The sequence below is a fragment of the Kitasatospora griseola genome, assembly GCF_044999035.1.
In the GTDB taxonomy this organism is placed as follows: domain Bacteria; phylum Actinomycetota; class Actinomycetes; order Streptomycetales; family Streptomycetaceae; genus Kitasatospora; species Kitasatospora griseola.
The window spans coordinates 1,489,096-1,505,498 of sequence record NZ_CP173360.1 but is presented as its reverse complement, the minus strand read 5'-3'; the positions used below and the strand labels follow the sequence as shown (position 1 = coordinate 1,505,498).

18 protein-coding genes are annotated in these 16,403 nt (G+C 75.1%); 10 read left to right on the top strand and 8 right to left on the bottom strand.

Translation table 11 applies throughout. The features are described 5' to 3' along the window. On the bottom strand, positions 1-1,146 hold the full coding sequence (galK, locus tag ACI1MP_RS07205) for a galactokinase (protein ID WP_404868066.1): 1,146 nt from the start codon (positions 1,144-1,146) through the stop codon (positions 1-3). Between the two features lie 142 nt (positions 1,147-1,288). Here galK and ACI1MP_RS07200 point away from each other — a divergent pair, with 142 nt between their 5' ends. The 4 genes from ACI1MP_RS07200 (at position 1,289) to ACI1MP_RS07185 (ending at position 5,026) form a co-directional block, all read left to right on the top strand. After that, the gene (locus tag ACI1MP_RS07200; protein WP_043910838.1) at positions 1,289-2,071 is read left to right on the top strand and encodes a DeoR/GlpR family DNA-binding transcription regulator; all 783 of its coding nucleotides are present in this window, start codon (positions 1,289-1,291) and stop codon (positions 2,069-2,071) included. A 59-nt stretch (positions 2,072-2,130) separates the two neighbouring features. Beyond that, the gene (locus ACI1MP_RS07195; RefSeq protein WP_404868065.1) at positions 2,131-3,399 is read left to right on the top strand and encodes a sensor histidine kinase; all 1,269 of its coding nucleotides are present in this window, start codon (positions 2,131-2,133) and stop codon (positions 3,397-3,399) included. Further along, positions 3,384-4,082, top strand: a complete 699-nt coding sequence (locus ACI1MP_RS07190; RefSeq protein ID WP_404868064.1) for a response regulator — start codon at positions 3,384-3,386, stop codon at positions 4,080-4,082. The genes ACI1MP_RS07195 and ACI1MP_RS07190 overlap by 16 nt, the downstream gene beginning before the upstream one ends. A gap of 110 nt (positions 4,083-4,192) precedes the next feature. Next, entirely contained in the window at positions 4,193-5,026 is an 834-nt protein-coding gene (locus tag ACI1MP_RS07185; RefSeq protein ID WP_404868063.1) for an isocitrate lyase/phosphoenolpyruvate mutase family protein, read from the top strand. A 135-nt stretch (positions 5,027-5,161) separates the two neighbouring features. On the opposite strand, the gene ACI1MP_RS07180 is transcribed toward ACI1MP_RS07185, so the two are convergent. Together ACI1MP_RS07180 and ACI1MP_RS07175 are read right to left on the bottom strand one after the other, a co-directional pair. Continuing rightward, the gene (locus ACI1MP_RS07180) at positions 5,162-6,295 is read right to left on the bottom strand and encodes a glycosyltransferase family 4 protein (RefSeq protein ID WP_404868062.1); all 1,134 of its coding nucleotides are present in this window, start codon (positions 6,293-6,295) and stop codon (positions 5,162-5,164) included. Positions 6,296-6,357: 62 nt separating this feature from the next. Beyond that, positions 6,358-8,223 carry a hypothetical protein gene (locus tag ACI1MP_RS07175; protein ID WP_404868061.1) on the bottom strand — a complete coding sequence of 622 codons (1,866 nt, stop codon included), beginning with the start codon at positions 8,221-8,223 and terminating at the stop codon, positions 6,358-6,360. 152 nt (positions 8,224-8,375) lie between these two features. On the opposite strand from ACI1MP_RS07175, the gene ACI1MP_RS07170 reads away from it, so the two are divergent. The 3 genes from ACI1MP_RS07170 to cutA all read left to right on the top strand — a co-directional run bounded on the left by ACI1MP_RS07170 (position 8,376) and on the right by cutA (position 10,899). After that, complete coding sequence (locus ACI1MP_RS07170) at positions 8,376-9,245, top strand: helix-turn-helix domain-containing protein (protein WP_404868060.1); 870 nt, start codon at positions 8,376-8,378, stop codon at positions 9,243-9,245. Positions 9,246-9,478: 233 nt separating this feature from the next. Beyond that, a complete protein-coding gene (locus ACI1MP_RS07165; RefSeq protein WP_404868059.1) occupies positions 9,479-10,348 on the top strand; it encodes a carbohydrate-binding protein in 870 nt (289 codons plus the stop codon). Between the two features lie 224 nt (positions 10,349-10,572). Next, on the top strand, positions 10,573-10,899 hold the full coding sequence (cutA, locus tag ACI1MP_RS07160) for a divalent-cation tolerance protein CutA (protein WP_189274512.1): 327 nt from the start codon (positions 10,573-10,575) through the stop codon (positions 10,897-10,899). A gap of 23 nt (positions 10,900-10,922) precedes the next feature. Here the strand turns inward: cutA and ACI1MP_RS07155 are convergent, their stop codons facing one another. Further along, positions 10,923-11,600 carry a hypothetical protein gene (locus ACI1MP_RS07155; RefSeq protein WP_404868058.1) on the bottom strand — a complete coding sequence of 226 codons (678 nt, stop codon included), beginning with the start codon at positions 11,598-11,600 and terminating at the stop codon, positions 10,923-10,925. 204 nt (positions 11,601-11,804) lie between these two features. Between ACI1MP_RS07155 and lepB the strand changes: the two genes are divergently transcribed. Both lepB and ACI1MP_RS07145 read left to right on the top strand, forming a co-directional pair. After that, a complete protein-coding gene (gene lepB / locus ACI1MP_RS07150; RefSeq protein ID WP_404868057.1) occupies positions 11,805-12,455 on the top strand; it encodes a signal peptidase I in 651 nt (216 codons plus the stop codon). 41 nt (positions 12,456-12,496) lie between these two features. Further along, positions 12,497-12,904: a DUF3224 domain-containing protein gene (locus tag ACI1MP_RS07145; RefSeq protein ID WP_380333080.1), complete on the top strand. Its 408-nt coding sequence runs from the start codon at positions 12,497-12,499 to the stop codon at positions 12,902-12,904. 21 nt (positions 12,905-12,925) lie between these two features. On the opposite strand, the gene ACI1MP_RS07140 is transcribed toward ACI1MP_RS07145, so the two are convergent. The 3 genes from ACI1MP_RS07140 to ACI1MP_RS07130 all read right to left on the bottom strand — a co-directional run bounded on the left by ACI1MP_RS07140 (position 12,926) and on the right by ACI1MP_RS07130 (position 15,260). Next, on the bottom strand, positions 12,926-13,108 hold the full coding sequence (locus ACI1MP_RS07140; RefSeq protein ID WP_404868056.1) for a hypothetical protein: 183 nt from the start codon (positions 13,106-13,108) through the stop codon (positions 12,926-12,928). Positions 13,109-13,112: 4 nt separating this feature from the next. Continuing rightward, positions 13,113-14,336 carry an aminotransferase class V-fold PLP-dependent enzyme gene (locus ACI1MP_RS07135; protein ID WP_404868055.1) on the bottom strand — a complete coding sequence of 408 codons (1,224 nt, stop codon included), beginning with the start codon at positions 14,334-14,336 and terminating at the stop codon, positions 13,113-13,115. A gap of 429 nt (positions 14,337-14,765) precedes the next feature. After that, complete coding sequence (locus ACI1MP_RS07130; RefSeq protein ID WP_189274521.1) at positions 14,766-15,260, bottom strand: GNAT family N-acetyltransferase; 495 nt, start codon at positions 15,258-15,260, stop codon at positions 14,766-14,768. Positions 15,261-15,358: 98 nt separating this feature from the next. Here ACI1MP_RS07130 and ACI1MP_RS07125 point away from each other — a divergent pair, with 98 nt between their 5' ends. Continuing rightward, positions 15,359-16,102 carry a dienelactone hydrolase family protein gene (locus ACI1MP_RS07125; RefSeq protein ID WP_380333077.1) on the top strand — a complete coding sequence of 248 codons (744 nt, stop codon included), beginning with the start codon at positions 15,359-15,361 and terminating at the stop codon, positions 16,100-16,102. Here ACI1MP_RS07125 and ACI1MP_RS07120 read toward each other — a convergent pair. Continuing rightward, positions 16,097-16,264 (bottom strand): hypothetical protein, encoded by a 168-nt coding sequence (locus ACI1MP_RS07120; RefSeq protein WP_380333076.1) that lies wholly within the window; start codon positions 16,262-16,264, stop codon positions 16,097-16,099. The genes ACI1MP_RS07125 and ACI1MP_RS07120 overlap by 6 nt on opposite strands. Between the last annotated feature and the right edge of the window lie 139 nt (positions 16,265-16,403).

The window sequence follows — 16,403 nt, the reverse complement described above, 5'->3', positions numbered from 1 at the left end:
CTACGCGATGCGGCGCGCGCCCGGCGAGGGGACGGCCGGGAAGACCAGTGGCGCGCCGAACCCGGCCGTCGCGAACGCGGCGCGCACGGCCTGCTCGACGGCCGCCAGCCGGTCGGTGTCGACCAGCGCCAGCACCGAGCCGCCGAAGCCGCCGCCCATCATCCGGGCGCCCAGCGCGCCGGCCGCGTTCGCCGCCGACACCGCCAGGTCGGTCTCCGGGCAGGACACCCGGTAGTCGTCGCGCAGCGAGGCGTGCCCGGCGGTCAGCAGCGGGCCGAGCGCCCGCGGCTCGCCCGCGTCCAGCAGCCGGACGGTGTCCAGCACCCGCTGGTCCTCCGTCACCACGTGCCGCAGCAGCGGCCGCAGTTCGGCCGGCAGCTTCTCCTCGGCCGCCGCCAGCTCCGCGACGCCGACGTCGCGCAGCGCCCGCACCCCGAGCAGTTCGGCGGCCCGCTCGCAGCCCGCCCGCAGCGCGGCGTACGCGCCGTCGCCCAGGTCGTGCTTGACCCGGGTGTCGATCACCAGCAGCGACAGGCCCACGGCGGGCAGGTCGAGCGGCACCTGGCGGCCGGTCAGCGTCCGGGTGTCCAGGAAGAAGGCGTGGCCGGCGACGCAGCAGCTGGACGCCATCTGGTCGAGCGCGCCGCACGGCACGCCGACGAAGTCGTTCTCGGCGCGCTGGGCGAGCAGCGCCCGGGTCGGGGCGTCCAGGCCGAGCCCGTACAGCTCGTCCAGGGCGATCGCGGTGGCGCACTCCAGCGCCGCCGAGGAGGACAGGCCCGCGCCGGTCGGCACGTTCGAGGTGAACGCCAGGTCCGCGCCGCCCACCGGGTGGCCGGCCTGCGCCAGCGACCAGAACACGCCCGCCGGGTAGCCGGCCCAGCCCGGGACCGCGCCCGGCGCGAGCCCGTCGAGGGCCAGCTCGGTGACCTTACCGTCGCCCTGCGCGCTGATCAGCCGGATCCGGCCGTCGGCGCGGCGGCGGGCCGCGACCCGGGTGGTGTGCGGGAGCGCCGCCGGCAGCACGAAGCCCTGGTTGTAGTCGGTGTGTTCGCCGATCACATTGATCCGGCCGGGCGCGGCCCACACGCCGTCGGGGGCGTCACCGTAGGTGGCGGCGAAGGCGTCGGCGGCGTCGGTGGTCATCGGGCTACTCCAGCGGGCGATCACGACATGGGAAGATCCTTCACGGATACTCAACACATTCAAACACACAGCACCAGAGCCGAACAGCGTTCGGTCGGTCGACTATGCTGACGGCTCCCCAGACACCCCGGTGGAGGACCGAGTGACCGACGGCGTACTGCTCGCCGCCCAGCGGCGGGCGCTGATCCTCGACCAGGTGCGCCGCCACGGAGCCGTCAAGGTCGCCGAACTGGTCGACCGGCTCGGGGTCTCCGACATGACCGTCCGCCGCGACCTGGACGCCCTCGCCCGCACCGGCGCCGTCCGCAAGGTCCACGGCGGGGCCGTCGCCCGCACCGCCGCCGCCGAGGAGCCCGCCTTCGAGGCCAAGTCCGGCCTGGAGACCGACACCAAGGCCGCGCTCGCCGAGGCCGCCGCCGCGCAGGTCCAGCCCGGCAGCGTGGTCGCGATCTCGGCCGGCACCACCACCTACGCCGTCGCCGCCCGCCTGCTCGACGTCCCCGGCCTGACCGTCGTCACCAACTCCCTCCCCGTCGCCGAACTGCTGCGCACCCACCCCGGGGAGGACGGCCCCGACCTGCTGCTCACCGGCGGCGCCCCCACCCGCTCCGCCGCGCTGGTCGGCCCGCTCGCCGACCAGGCGATCCGCTCCCTGCACGTCGACCTGCTCATCATCGGCGCCCACGGCGTCAGCGAACACGCCGGCCTCACCACCCCCAACCTCGCCGAGGCCCAGACCAACCGCGCCCTGATCGCCTCCGCCCACCGCACCGTCGCCGTCGCCGACCACACCAAGTGGGGCATCGTCGGCCTCAGCAGCTTCGCCGCCCTCACCGACCTCGACTGCTTCATCACCGACCACGACATCCCGGCGGACGCCCGCGCCACCCTCACCGAGACCTGCGGCGCACTGCTCGTCGTCTGAGGGCCCGCCGGGCCCGGCTGGGTAGAGTCGGGCGCGATCGGCAACGGGGAGGCGCGCGGATGGACGTCGCGGTGTGGGCGGCGGTGCGGCGGCGGCCCCTGCGGTTCCTGGTGTCCGGCTGGCCGTGGCGGGCCTGGGCCCTGCTGCTGAGCGGGGCGGTGCAGGGCGTCCTGGTCCTGCTGGCGCTGGCCGTCGGGCTGGCGCTGGGCGTCGCGCTGTCGGCGGTCGGCATCGGGCTGGCGGTGCTGGCCGGGACGGCCGTGCTCGGGGTGCCGGTCGGGGCGCTGGAACGCCACCGGCTGCGCCTGGTCGAGCCGGCCCGGCTCGCCGATCCGCACCGGACGGCGGCCCGGCGCTGGCTCCGCACCCGGCTGCGCGAGCGGGCGACCTGGCGCGAACTCGGGTACGCCGCCGTGCTGTCGACCCTGTTCAGCGCGGTCGGCCTGGCGTTCGCGGCGGGCATCGCCTTCTGCCTGATGCTGGTGGCCGCGCCGGTGTTCATCTGGGCGGTGAGCCCGGACACCGTGATGCTGGTGCCCGGACGGGCGGTCTCGGGGCCGGCGGACGGGCTCGCCGCGAGCGCCGTCGGCCTGTTCGGCCTGGTGGTCGCGGCGTACAGCGGCGCACTGCTGGCCGGCGCGCAGGTCCGGCTGGCGCGGCTGCTGCTCACCGTCCGGGAGCAGGACCTCGGCGCGCAGGTGGTCGAACTCACCCGCTCCCGGGCCCGGTTGGCGGACGCCTTCGAGGCCGAACGGCGCCGCATCGAACGCGACCTGCACGACGGCGCGCAGCAGCAGCTCGTCGCCCTCGGCATGACGCTGGGCCTGGCCGAACTCGAACTGCGCGGCCAGGACGGCCCGGCCGCCGCACTCGTCACCCGGGCCCGCGGCGAGGCGCGGCTCGCCCTCGACCAGCTCCGCGCCCTGGTGCGCGGCATCCACCCGCAGGTCCTCACCGACCACGGACTGCCCGCCGCGGTCGCCGAGTTGGCGCTCCGTCACCCGGTGCCGGTACTGGTCGACCTGGAGCTGCCGCGGCGGCTGCCCGGGCCGGTGGAGAGCGCCGCGTACTTCACCGTCACCGAGGCCCTCACCAACGCCGCCAAGCACAGCGGCGCCGACGAGATCGCCGTCCGCGGCGCGCTGGACGGCGACACGCTGGTGCTGTCCGTCACCGACAACGGGCGCGGCGGCGCCGACCCCGCCACCGGCGCCGGCCTGCAGGGCCTGGCCGACCGGGTGGCGATCCTGAAAGGACGTCTGACCGTGACCAGCCCCGCCGGTGGGCCGACCCGCCTGCACCTGGAGGTGCCGTGCTCCGGATCGTGATCGCCGAGGACGCCGTGCTGCTCCGGGCCGGCCTCGCCGAACTGCTCACCCGGCTCGGCCACCGCGTCACCGCCTCCGTCGGCGACGCCGAACAGCTGATCCGGGCCGTCGACGAGGACCGTCCCGACGTGGTCGTCACCGACGTCCGGATGCCCCCCGAGCACCGCGACGAGGGCCTGCGCGCCGCACTGTACCTGCGCGAACAGCACCCCGGCCTGCCCGTCCTGGTGCTCTCCCAGTACGTCGCCACCGCCTACGCGACGCGTCTGCTCGGAGCGGCCACCGCCGACCGGGGCGGCCTCGGCTACCTGCTCAAGGACCGGGTGATGGACGTCGCCGACTTCACCGACGCCCTCGAACGCGTCGCCTCCGGCCGGACCGTCATCGACCCCGAGGTGGTCCGCATCCTGCTCGCCCACCGCACCGCCGACGACCCGCTGCGCCGCCTCACGCCCCGGGAACACGAAGTGCTCGCCCTGATGGCCGAGGGCTTCAACAACCAGACCATCGCCCACCGTCTCACCGTCACCGAGGCGTCGGTGGTCAAGCACGCGGGCAACATCTTCATGAAGCTCGACCTCGACCCCACCGAGGGCAACCGCCGGGTCCTGGCGGTCCTCGCCTATCGCAACAGCACCGCGGAAGCGCCGGACGGCGCCGGCCCGCAGTCGACGAGGTCATGACCGAATCTGGCCGGAAGACCGGGCCCGCGGCGGGCCGCGCTGCTATGACTCTCCTACGCGGTCGATCATGTGACGCCGCGTCAGAGCAGTTGCACTGAGGAGAGATTCGCGTGGTGGAGAAGGCGCAGCAGGCCAAGGCGGAGTCGTTGCGGGCGCTGCACTCGGAAGGGGTCCTGGTCCTGCCCAACGCATGGGACGCGGGCAGTGCGGCCGTGATCGCGGCGGCCGGGGCGAAGGCCATTGCCACGACGAGCGGCGGCGTGGCCTGGTCGCGGGGCCGGACCGACGGACACGGTCTGACCCGGGAGGAGATGATCGAGCAGGTCCGGCGGATCGCCGCCGCGGTGGACGTCCCGGTGACGGCCGACGTCGAGGGCGGCTACGGCCCGACCCCGGAGGACGTCGCCAAGACCGTCGAGGCCGCGGTCGAGGCCGGCGCGGTGGGCGTGAACCTCGAGGACTCGGTCGCGCCCGGCGGGCCGCTGTTCGACGTGCAGGAGCAGGCGGCGCGCCTGCGCGCGGCCCGCGCCGCGGCCGAGGCGGCGGGGCTGCCCGAGCTGGTGATCAACGTGCGCACCGACGTTTTCCTGTTCGGCATCGGCGAGCCCGAGGGCCGGCTGGACGAGGCGATCGCCCGCGCCGCCGCCTACGCGGAGGCCGGTGCGGACAGCCTCTTCGTGCCCGGCCTGGTCGACCTGGACGCCCTGGCCGTCCTGGTGAAGGCGACCGACCTGCCGGTCAACGTGATGGCCTGGCCGGGCGCCCCGTCCGTCGCCGAGTTCGAGGCGGCGGGCGTGCGCCGGGTCAGCCTCGGCACCGCCGTCGCGCAGTCGGCGTACACGGTCGCCCGGCGCGCGGCCGTCGAGGCGCTGACCAAGGGCACCTACGAGGAGCTGGGCGACTCGCTCGACTTCGGCACCATGAACAGCTTCTTCGCCCGCTGACCGGCGAACTGACGATCCGTCAGGAACGGCCGTACCGGTTCCGAACCGGCACGGCCGTTCGTGCTTCCCCGGGCGGTTGTCCAGTCCGGTCGACGCTTTCGGCCAATTCGTCCCGACGATTTCGATCGGCGGAGGTCAGGCCCGCACCGGCTGCGCCTCCCCGGCGAGGAGGGCGTTCAGCCGGTCTGCGGTGGCGTCCCACGACCACTGCTGCTGGACCCACGCGCGGCCGAACTCGCCTGCACGGGACGGGTCTTCGAGGAAGCGTGCGACGGCGTCGGCGAGGGCGGGGAGGTCGCGGCCGGCCACCACGGCGCCGGTGCGGCCGGGCCGGACGGCGTCCGGGGCGCCGCCGGAGTCGCCCGCGACGACCGGGAGTTCGGTGGCCGAGGCCTCCAGGAAGACGATGCCGAGGCCTTCCGCCTCCAGGCCCGCGCGGCGGGTCCGGCACGGCATCGCGAAGACGTCCGCCGCCGCGTAGAACGGGGCGGTGTCGGCGTGCCGGTGGCCGCCGGCGAAGACGACCGCGCCGGGCGCGTGACTCTCCGCCAGACGTCGCAGCCGGGTCTCGTCCGGGCCTTGGCCGACCAGCAGCAGGGTGGTGCCCGGAACCCGCCGGCGGATCGCGGGCAGCGCGCGGATCAGCGCGTCCTGCCCCTTGCGCGGCACCAGCCGGGCCACGCACAGCACCACGGGCGCGTCCCCGAGGCCGAACTGCGCGCGGACCGCGCGACGGGCGGCGGGCGAGGGGCGGAAGAGCGCCGGGTCGACCCCCGGCACCAGCCGCGACAGGCTCGCGTCCGGGCCCAGTGCGGGGGCGATCCGCCGCCGGGTGTACTCGCCGAGGTACGTGACGACGTCGCAGTGGGTGCCGATCCGGCGCAGCAGGCTGCGGGCCCCCGGTGTCCGGGCCCACCAGATCTCGTGCCCGTGCGTGGTGGCCACCAGCCGCCGCACGCCGCCGCGCCGCAACGCCGGGGCCATCGCGGCGAGCGGCGCCGCCGCCCCGAACCACACCCGGTCGCACCCGTGCGCCCGGGCCAGCTCGACCGCCCGCCGAGTCACCCGCCCCGTCGGCAGCAGCATCCGCGACCGGTCACGGACCACCGGGAACGGGAGCGTCGCGTCGTAGGCCGCCGCGCCGGGCTCGGCGGAGGTGTAGACGACCACGTCGTTCCCGGGGACCCGGACGGCCATCTCGTGGACGAAGGTCTCGATGCCGCCCTGCCGGGGCGGGAAGTCGTTGGTGACGATCAGCGTGGTGGACATGGGTGCCTCGCAGGGGATCGGGGGCGACGGGGGGTCGGTGGCGCAGAGGTCCTGGCCGCGGTTCAAGGAGCGGCGACGAGGACCGGAGGGTCGGCCGGCGCCGCGGCGGGTGCGCGGGGTCGACGGGTTGCGGACGGCAGGGCGGCCGGGGCGGCCGCGGCGGCCGCGGCGGCCGCCGGACGGCGGGGACTCGGCGTCCGGTGCGGGGCGAGACGGGTGAAGACGGCGAGGAAGAGCGGCAGCGCCAGGTAGCCGTAGCGTCCGGCCGGTGCGAGCAGGAACGCCAGGGCCAGCCCGATCGCCAGGCGGTCGGCCGCCGCGACCGCGTCCGTCGGCGGGCGTCGGACCAGGGACACCGCCACCGCGCCGCCGCCGAGCAGGAGCAGGGTGAGCGCCGACCACCAGCCACCGGTGCCGAGGTGGGCGAGCAGTCGACCCGGCAGCGGGCTCGCGGCGGGCGTCCGCCACTCGCCGAGACCGAGCGGGAACGCGAACACCTGACGCACCATCGGCCCGGGTGCGAGCAGCAGCCACGGAGCCATCAGCGCGGTCGCCCCCGTCACCGTGACCCCGGCGCAACGCCACGCCGTCCGCCGCCCCGCCACCGCGGCCAGCAGCGCCACCGCCACCGGAACGGCCGGCCAGGCCGTCCACTTCAACGCGCACGCCGCCGCCAGCGCCAGCCCGGCCCCACCCGCCCGCCGCCGCGCCGCGAGGGCGAGCGCCAGGCAGAGCAGCCCGGTCATCGGCAGATCGACCCCGCTCACCGCGAGCGGAAGCGCCACCACCGGCGAGGCCACCAGTGCGACGGCCCCGGGGGACAACGGCGTTCGCGTTCGGGTGGAGGGGAGTCGAGCGCGGAGGGAGGTGTGCGGGCGCCGCGGGCGCGGTCGGCGAGTGCGGCGAGGGTCGTCGGGTGAGGCCGGCGGTGTTGCCGTGCCGGGGGCGAGCGCGCGTCGGGCGAGGCGCAGGCGGGCGGGTCCGAGGGCCGCTCCTGTGGCCTGCGGTGACGCCGTCACCGGCGAGGCCGCCAGTGCGACGGCCGTGGGGGGCAGCGGCGTTTGGGTGGAGGGGAGTCGAGTGCGGAGGGAGGTGTGCGGGTGCCGCGGGCCCGGTCGGCGAGTGCGGCGACGGTCGTCGGGCGAGGCCGGCGGTGTTGCCGTGCCGGGGGCGAGCGCGCGTCGGGCGAGGTGCAGGCGGGCGGGTCGGAGGGTCGCTCCTGTGGCCTGCGGTGACGCCGCCACCGGCGAGGCCGTCAGTGCGACGGCCCCGGGGGACAACGGCGTTCGCGTTCGCGTGGAGGGGAGTCGAGCGCGGCGCAGCAGCGCGGGCCCGGCTGTTGCCCGCGCGGTCTGCGGCAGCGACGGGCGGGCAAGCGGGAGTCGGGCGTGGAGCGCGGAGGGGCTTTGGCGGGCCGCGCCCCGGCGCAGCAGGTGCCAGGTGGCGCCCGTCGTTGCCAGGAAGGCCGCCGCGCACCACAGGCGTGGGTCGCCGAGAGGGGTGTTCGGGCCGAGCAGGGCGTGGGGGAGGCCGAAGGCGGCCATGGCGGGGAGGTAGGGGGTCAGGTCGAGGACCGAGTCGGGGGAGTCGAGGTAGGGGGAGCCGTGGGTGAGCAGTTCCGTGCCGGCGCGGCCGATCACCGTGACCTCGCTCTGGCCCGCGCCCGTCCGCAGGGCCAGGGCCAGCGGGAGCAGGCCGGCGGTGACCAGGGCCAGGACGGCGGAGAGCATGCGGGTGTCGCGGCGCCACCAGGGTGCGGCGGCGACGGCGGCCAGCAGGTAGCCGGCCGCGGCGACGACGCCCCAGTCGCGGTGCGGCCCGAGCGGGGACACCAGCGGGAAGACGCCTGCCCAGACTGCGCAGAGCAGCCAGCCGACGGGCCACAACCAGCGGTGACGGCGGGCGAGTTGACGGAGGGAGGTGAACACCCGTCCATTCCAGTCGGCGGACCGGCCGACGTCAGCGGGGCCAGGTCGAGACCTGATGGTCGACTTTTCCCTACTGGGGTCGGGGTGCCACCACCACCGTCCCTGGTCTGGACCACTGGACGGTTCGAGGGGAGTCCGCGCACACTGGCGCGATGACGCTCCGACCGCCCGCCGGCCTGGAACTGCACGACCTGGACGTCCCGGATCCCGGGTTGGTGCCGTTCGCCGCCGGCAGCTTCGACTCCATCGGGCCGCTCTCCCGGGCCGACTTTCCGCATCGGCACTCGTTCTACGAGCTGGTGTACGTGACCAAGGGGAGCGGGACGCACGTCGTCGATCTCGCGGAGTACCGGATCGAGCCGCCGGTGCTGTACGTGGTGCTGCCCGGACAGGTGCACCACTGGGTGGAGGCGCGCCAACTCGACGGCTGGGTACTGCTGTTCAACGAGGACTTCCTGCACCGCCACCCGGAGGACCTGGCCCTGCTGCGCGCGCTGGGCGGCGCCACCGCACCCCGGCCGACGCGTCAGGGGCACGGTGAACTCTCCCGGCTGCTCGCGGAGTTGACCGCCGAGTACCGGGCCGGCCTGGACGGCCGGCTGGGCGTGCTGCAGGCGCTGCTGCACGTGCTGCTGGTGCGGGCGCTGCGGGTGGCCCGGCAGCGGGAGGGCGCGGACGGGGCGGTCGCGCCGCGGGCGCCCGTGCACCCGCTGGCGGACCGGTTCGCCCGGCTGATCGCCGAGGCCGGCCGCACCGACCGCTCGGTGCTCGCGCTGGCCCGCGAACTCGGCGTCTCCGCCGGGTACTTGCACGAGGTGGTGAAGGACGCCACCGGCCGCACCCCGGCCCGGCTGATCCGCGAGCAGCAGACCCTGGAGGCCAAACGCCTGCTCGCCACCACGGACATGACGATCCGCCAGGTCGCGGTGGCGGCGGGCTTCTCCGACCCGGCCTACTTCTGTCGGTTCTTCCGACGCGAAGTCGGCCGCACGCCGGGGGAGTTCCGCGAGCACGCCGGCTGACGGGCGGAGCGGACGGCGGCCCATGGCAGCGTCAATGGCGGGTAAAAGCTCGGCTGAGGAATGCACCACGTCCGGCGGCCCCCGTCCATCGACGGCCCGCCCGGCAGGGCCTAGCGTCTGAGGCACCCCACAGCGCCGCCGCACGGGGACACCCGACCTCTCCAGGTGTCATGTCCTAGCCATGGGAATCCGGGCGGGCGGCGTCGTCCGAAGAAGCAGCCGAACGGAGAGCCATGTCCACCCCCCACAACCCCCTGGGCGACCGGCAGATCAGCCGCAAGAGTCTGCTGAAGGCCGCCGCACTGGCCGGCGCCGTGCCGGTGCTGATCGGCGGTGGCACCGCCCTGGCCCGTGACACCGCCGCCGCCGGCGGCAACACGGCCCCGCTCACCCCCGATTGCCACGACGGCGACGCGCCCACCGGCGCGCAGATCGAGGGCCCCTACTTCAAGCCGGGCTCCCCGCTGCGCACCAACCTGGTCACCCCGGGCACCCAAGGCACCCCGCTGACCGTCAGCGGCTACGTGTTCGGCCGCAACTGCGTCCCCATCGCCGGTGCGCTGCTGGACTTCTGGCAGGCCGACGTCAACGGCAACTACGACAACTCCGGGTACACCTTCCGCGGCCACCAGTTCAGCGACGCCAACGGGGCGTACACGCTGGGCACGATCATCCCGGGCCTCTACCCCGGCCGCACCCGGCACATCCACGTCAAGGTGCAGGCCCCCGGACAGTCGATCCTGACCACGCAGCTGTACTTCCCGAACGAGCCGCGCAACGCCACCGACAGCATCTTCGACCCGGCGCTGGTGATGACGGTCCGCCAGGTCGGCAACGGCAGCCAGGCCAGCTTCGACTTCGTGCTCAACGTCAACGGGACGCCCAAGCCGAGCACCAGCCCGAGCAGCAGCCCGTCCGGCAACTCGCCGAGCCCGAGCGCGAGTTCCTCGCCCGGCGGCACCACCACCTGGCAGGCCGGCACCAGCTACAAGGTCGGCGACCAGGTCACCTACAACGGCGTCACGTACGTGTGCATCCAGGCGCACACCGCCTTCGCCGGCTGGGAGCCCCCGAACGTCCCGGCCCTCTGGTCCCGTCGCTGACCGCTCCACCCCCACGAGAGCGGTCAGCGACGACAGCCACCTGAAGCGGCGGGACGGCCCCACACCCGGGAGGGGAAAACCGGGGGTGGGGCCGTCACCGTCGAGCGCCATGGCGGCCCGTGCGCGGGGTGCCCGAGCCGCCATGGCGCACCACCGCCGGACACCCGGCGGCAGCAGCCCGAAGCAACCCAGTGCCTCCCTCCCGGCCCCCGTAGGCTCGGTCCATGACCGAGCCCCAGCACCTGGTGGTCACCACCACCCACGACGGCGAGGACGCCGCCCGCGCCCTCGCCGTCACCCTGGTCCGCGAACGCCTCGCCGCCTGCGCCCAGGTCCGTCCCGTCCACTCCGTGTACTGGTGGGACGGCGAGGTCCAGGACGCCGCCGAATGGCGGATCGACCTCAAGACCACCGCCCCGCTCGCTCCGCAACTCATCGACCGCATCGGCGAGTTGCACACATACGACACCCCGGAGGCGATCGCCGTGCCGATCGTCGCCGGGGCGCCCGGCTACCTGGCCTGGCTGGAGGCGGAGACCGCCGCCGGATAACCGGTCGCGAGAGTCGAGGGCTGTCACGGCAGCGGTTCGCTGTGCCAGCGTTCGAAGGTGCGGCGGCCGTGGGTGGGGAGTTCGGTGCGGCCGGTGGACCAGAGGAGGGTGGGCCAGCGGTCGGTGTTTGTGGGGGCCTCGGGGAACAGTCGGGCCAGGGCCCGGTCGCACAGGTCGGCGGGCGGGTCCCAGGGCAGGCCGAGGCCGGTGGCTGCGTCGTGGGTGTGCACCAGGATCTCCACCACGCCCATCGCGGCGAAGCCCTCCGGGTCCGTCACCCCGTAGGCGTGGAACGCGCGTGCCTGTGGGGCGGCCGTCCGGACCATGGCCGCCAGCAGCCCGCCGCCCGCGTCCAGGGTCTGCAGCAGGCCCGCCGCGCCGACGGCGCGGTCGACGAACACCACGCTCGCCGGCCCCTCCGGGCGGTCGCGCTGCCAGCGCAGCGGGACGTACCCGTCCAACGGGAGGCGGGCGGGCGCGAGTTGGGTCGCGTAGGCGAGCAGCCCGTCCGCCGTGTGCTCCAGGGTCTCCCAGCAGTCCCATTCCAGCCCCCCGGCCGGGGCGCGCCAGTCCGCGTCCAGCGCCTCCGTCAGCGTCGCGACCGCGAGTCGCACGGCCTGCTCGACGTCCGCCGCCGTGGCCGGCTCGCGGGCGGGGCGCGGCTTCGTCGGATGCTCGCTGTACGAATGATGGTGTGCCATGGCGCGGAGACTAATCGACCGCCCGTGCTCACCGCGCCGCCATTTCCCGGCCGGTCAACGGGGTGGGGATGCCCTGTCGGGCGGAGGCGGACCCGGTCGGCGATGTCGGCCACGGGCGGACGGACCGTCGGTCCGGCCTGCCCGCTACACTCCCGAACGCCCGCGCGCACCGTGCGGGCGTTCGAGGCGGGGGCGGGTACGGACGTGCGGCGATGGGGCAGGCTCGGCAGGGCGGCACTGATCCTGGGGGTCCTCGGCGTGCTGCTGGTGGTCGGCGCGTTCGGGTACGCGATGGTGCTCGGCCCGCAGTCGGTCGCGATCCGGAGCGGGGACATGGAGCCCACCTACCGGCCCGGCCGGTCCCTCGTGCTGACCGCCGTCGCGCCGGGGAAGGTCCGGCGCGGCGATGTCGTGGTGTTCCGCTCGTCCCCCGCACCGGGCGAGCCGGTCAGCAGCCACCTGAAGCGGGTGATCGCCCTCGGCGGCGACCGGGTCTCCCAGTGTGGCGACCAGCCGGTCCAGTTGAACGGCGCCCCGCTCGCCGAGCCGTACCTGGAGGGCGGGGAGGTCAACGGCTTCCGCTGCTTCGACACCACCGTCCCGGACGGGCAGATGTTCGTGATGGGGGACCATCGGGCGAACTCGCTCGACTCCCGGGCGTGGGGCGCCGTCCCGCTCGACACGGTCAAGGCGCGCGACGTGCCCAGCACTGTCCGGGCGCTGGTGGCCGTCGGCGCGACGGGGGTGCTGGGCCTGCTGCTCGTGGTGGTCTCCGCGATCCTCGGCGTGATCGCCGCCCGCCGCCGCCGCACCGGGCCGGCCGCGTACCCGCAGTGGGCGGCCACCGGGCCCTGAGAGCCTGGCAGTTGTCGGTGGCGGCCGCTAGCATCGCGCCCATGCGAGCATCAGGTACCTTCACCGTCCCCGAGTACACCCCCGTGCCCGTCCCGGAGGGCGACATCAAGACGGCCGTGGGCGTCGGTGTCGCCACCATGCGCAAGGAGTTCCAGGGCGAGATCGCAGGGCGGTCCACCACCCTGTTCACCGCCGCGTTCGACCACGCGGCGGGGGTCGGGACGTACCTCGCCATGGAGTCCTTCGAGGGCCGACTGCACGACGCCGAGGGGACGTTCAACTTCGCGCACTCCGCCACCACGCTGGGCGTCGGCCGCGAGGGCGACTACTTCGTGATCGTCCCCAGCAGCGGCACCGCCGCGCTGGCCGGCATCACCGGCACCGGCGGCATCACCATCGACGAGGACGGCACCCACCACATCCACGTCGACTACGAACTCCCCGCCTAGTCAGGGCCGGTGGAGGCGGGATCACTGCGGGCGCTCCCAGTTCGCCGCCACCCGCCGGCGCTCCGCCTCCAGCAGGGTGCGCACCACGTCCGTCGCCGTCCGGTGGGAGAGTTCCGCGAAGTTCTGCAGCCACTCGGCCAGGTCCACCGGCAGGTCCAGCTGAACCCGCCGCTCACCCGGGGCCACTCTGCGGTAACTCCCCATCGGACTAAGCCTCCTGACGGGCCTTCGCGGCCCAGTCGCACAGCATCGGAACGCAGTTCTCGGCGAAGTACTCGTAGTCCGCGGCCGTGTTGTACACGTGCGTGGACAGTCGGAAGTAGCCCGTCCCGCCGAAGCTGGTGAACGCCGTCTCGACGCCGAACTCCGTCGCCATCCGGTCCCGCAGGGCGTCCGCCTCCAGGCGGGTGCGCCCCAGGCCGGCCGGCAGCTTGACCAGGCGCAGCGCCTCGACCGGCATGCCGACCTCGGCCGCGGCCGGTTCGCCGGTGGCCGCGGTGAACGCCTCGCCGATCAACTCCTGGGCATAGTCGGCGAGTTCCCTCATGTACTGGCGGGCCTGCGGCCAACCCCACTGCCGCTCGACGAAGTCGAGCGCGGTCGGCGCGGCCAGGTAGCTGGTCGCGTCCACCGTGCCCTGGGTGTCGAAGCGCTCCGGGAACGGCTCCTCCGCGCCCCAGGAGTCGATCAACGGATAGAGGGCGTGCCGGAGTTCGCCCCGGGCGACGAGCGCCGCGGTGCCGCGCGGCGCGCAGCCGAACTTGTGCAGGTTGCCGACCCAGGCGTCGCAGTCGACGCCGGCCCGCGGGTCCTCGGTCAGGCCGGGGACGTGCGCGGCGTCCACCAGCAGTGGGACGCCGCGCTCACGGGCCGCCGGGCCGATCAGGTCGATCGGGAGGCGGCGCGCGGTGGCGGAGGTGATCTGGTCCAGCACGATCAGCGCCGTCCGGTCGCCGAGCCCCTCCAGCACGGCCGCCGCGGCCTCCTCGGGGCCCGCCGCCAGCGGCACGTGCACGGTGCGGACCGAACCGCCCCAGCGCCGGGCCAGCCGGGCCGCGCCCATGGTGACCGCACCGTACCCGTGGTCGGTGACCAGCACCTCCCCGCCGGGCCGGTGCGGCAGGCTGTTGTAGACGGCGCTCGCGCCCGCACTGGCGTTCGGCACCAGCGCGGTGAACTCGACCGGGGCGCGCAGGAATTCGGCGATCGCGGCGCGCGCCCGGGCGACCCGGCGGGGGAGCGCGGGGAACCACACCACCGGGGCGCGCTCCATCTCCTCCCGCAGGTCCTGCTGGGCGCGCTGCGCGGCCAGCGGAACCGCCCCGAACGAGCCGTGGTTGAGATGCCGCAGCGACGGGTCCAGCGACCAGCCGGCGGCGGCCGGCCGGCCGTTCTGGAGCAGCAGCGGCTTGGGGGCGACGACGGTTCCCACGGTCCCTCTCCGATCCGGCCACCGGCGTCCCTGCCGGCACGGCCTGCTGCCCGATCCTGGCACAGCCACCCGAGCGGCCCTGCGGCCGGGCCGCTCTGGCCCGTTCGGGTGGCTTCCCGTTGCGCCGTCCGGATGCGGCCGAGCGGGTGCCGCATCCTGATCGCATCCGACCTGCCCCGTCCCACGGGTGGGCCGCCGACCGAGAACGAGGATCCCCGCATGTTCCAGAAGTCCCGCCCGCCGGCCATCCCCGCACCGCGCCGCCCGCTCGGTCCGGTCGGGGGCAGCGTGCGCCCGTCCGCCCGCACCCCGCAGCCGCGCACCCGCCACGAGCGGTGACGGCGCGGCCCCGCTGACCGGCCCGTCCCGGCCGACCGTCTCCCGCGGCCGGGCCGGGCCACCGACCCGCCGTTCAGGCAGCGGATCCGCTCACGGCTCGACCACCCAGTGGCGGGTCCGCAGCACCCGCCCCGCGAACTCCACCTCGCGCTCGCCGAGCAGCTCGAAGCCGAGCGCGCGGCAGATCCCGTTCGATGCCCCGTTCGAAGCCCCCGGGAAGGCGTGCACCCGGCCCCAGCGCCCGTCCGCGCCGGCCGCTTCGAGCACCTCGCGGACGGCCCGCTTGGCCAGCCCGCGCCCCTGGAACTCCGGCAGCACCATCCACCCGATCTCGGAGATCGGCGCGCCGTCCAGTTCGTGCGGCCACAGTGTCACCGTCCCCGCGACCGCCCCCGGCGCGGCCCCGTCCGGGACGATCATCCGGACCCACCAGTCGTCCGCCGCCGTCCGCTCCACGTCGAGCCGGACCTTCTCCGCCATCCGGGCGACCGGCTGCGGTCCGCCCAACTCGGCCATCATCGCCGGGTCGCACCGCATCCGGACGTACGCCGCCACGTCGCCCGGCCCGACATCCCGCAACCGCATCCGCCCGCCCCTTCCACCCGGCCCGGGCCCGCTCGGCCCGCTCTGCCCGCAGCTAAGAACGTACCGAGCGGGTCCGGCGCTCCGTACAGTCCGAATGCATGACAACGGTCACCACTCGCACGGTCCGCTACCCCGCCGACGGCCTGACCATGGTCGGCCACCTCGCGCTGCCCGCCGGCACCGGTCGCCGGCCCGCCGTCCTGATCGGCCCCGAGGGCCCCGGCATCAGCGAATTCCAGCGCGGCCTGGCCGACGCCCTCGCCGAACTCGGCTATGTGGCACTGCTGTTCGACATCAACGGCGGCCGCTGGTTCACCGACCCGCAGGAGATGCTGGACCGCGCCCTCCCGCTGCTCGCCGACCCCGAGCGGATGCGGGAGATCGGCCGCGCCGCGCTCGACGTGCTGCGCGCCGAGCCGCGTACCGACCCCGACCGGATCGCTGCCATCGGCTACGGCACCGGCGGCGCGATCGCCCTCGAACTCGGCCGCGCCGGAGTCCCGCTGCGCGCCATCGGCACCCTCAACGCCGTCACCGTCGGCCGCCCCGGCGAGGCCGCGAACATCCCCTGCCCGGTCTGGGCCGGCGTCGGCTCCGAGGACCCGATCATGTCCGTCGCCCGGCGCGAGGAGTTCACCGCCGAACTGCAGGCCGCCGGCGTCGACTGGCGCCTGACCGTCTACGGCGGCGCCCAGCACGCCTTCCACCACCCCATCGGCGACGCCGTCGTCGTCCCCGGCGTCGGCCACCACCCTCGCCAGGCCGACCGCGCCTGGCGCGACATGCTCGCCCTGCTCGCCGAGTGCCTGCCCGTCACGGAGTCGGGCGATTCCGGCTCATGAGTGTTTGAGGAACCGCAGGTAGCACGCGAGGAACACCAGCACGATGCCGACGTTCAGCATCAGCCGGGGCCAGAAGTGGCCGCGGAAGAACGCGACGTCCAGCCCGACGATCAGACCCACCATCGCCAGCACGTAGAACACGAGGCCCAGCTGTCTGCCCATGCCCCCTTTCTACTGCGCCCCGGCCGGAACGGGGAGCCCGGCTGCCGGGAGCCGTTCGGAGCCCGCCCGCAGAGAGCGCCGCCCGTAGAGAGCGCCGCCCGCCGGGAGCGCTGCCCGCCGGGGTTCGCGGTGGCGCGGC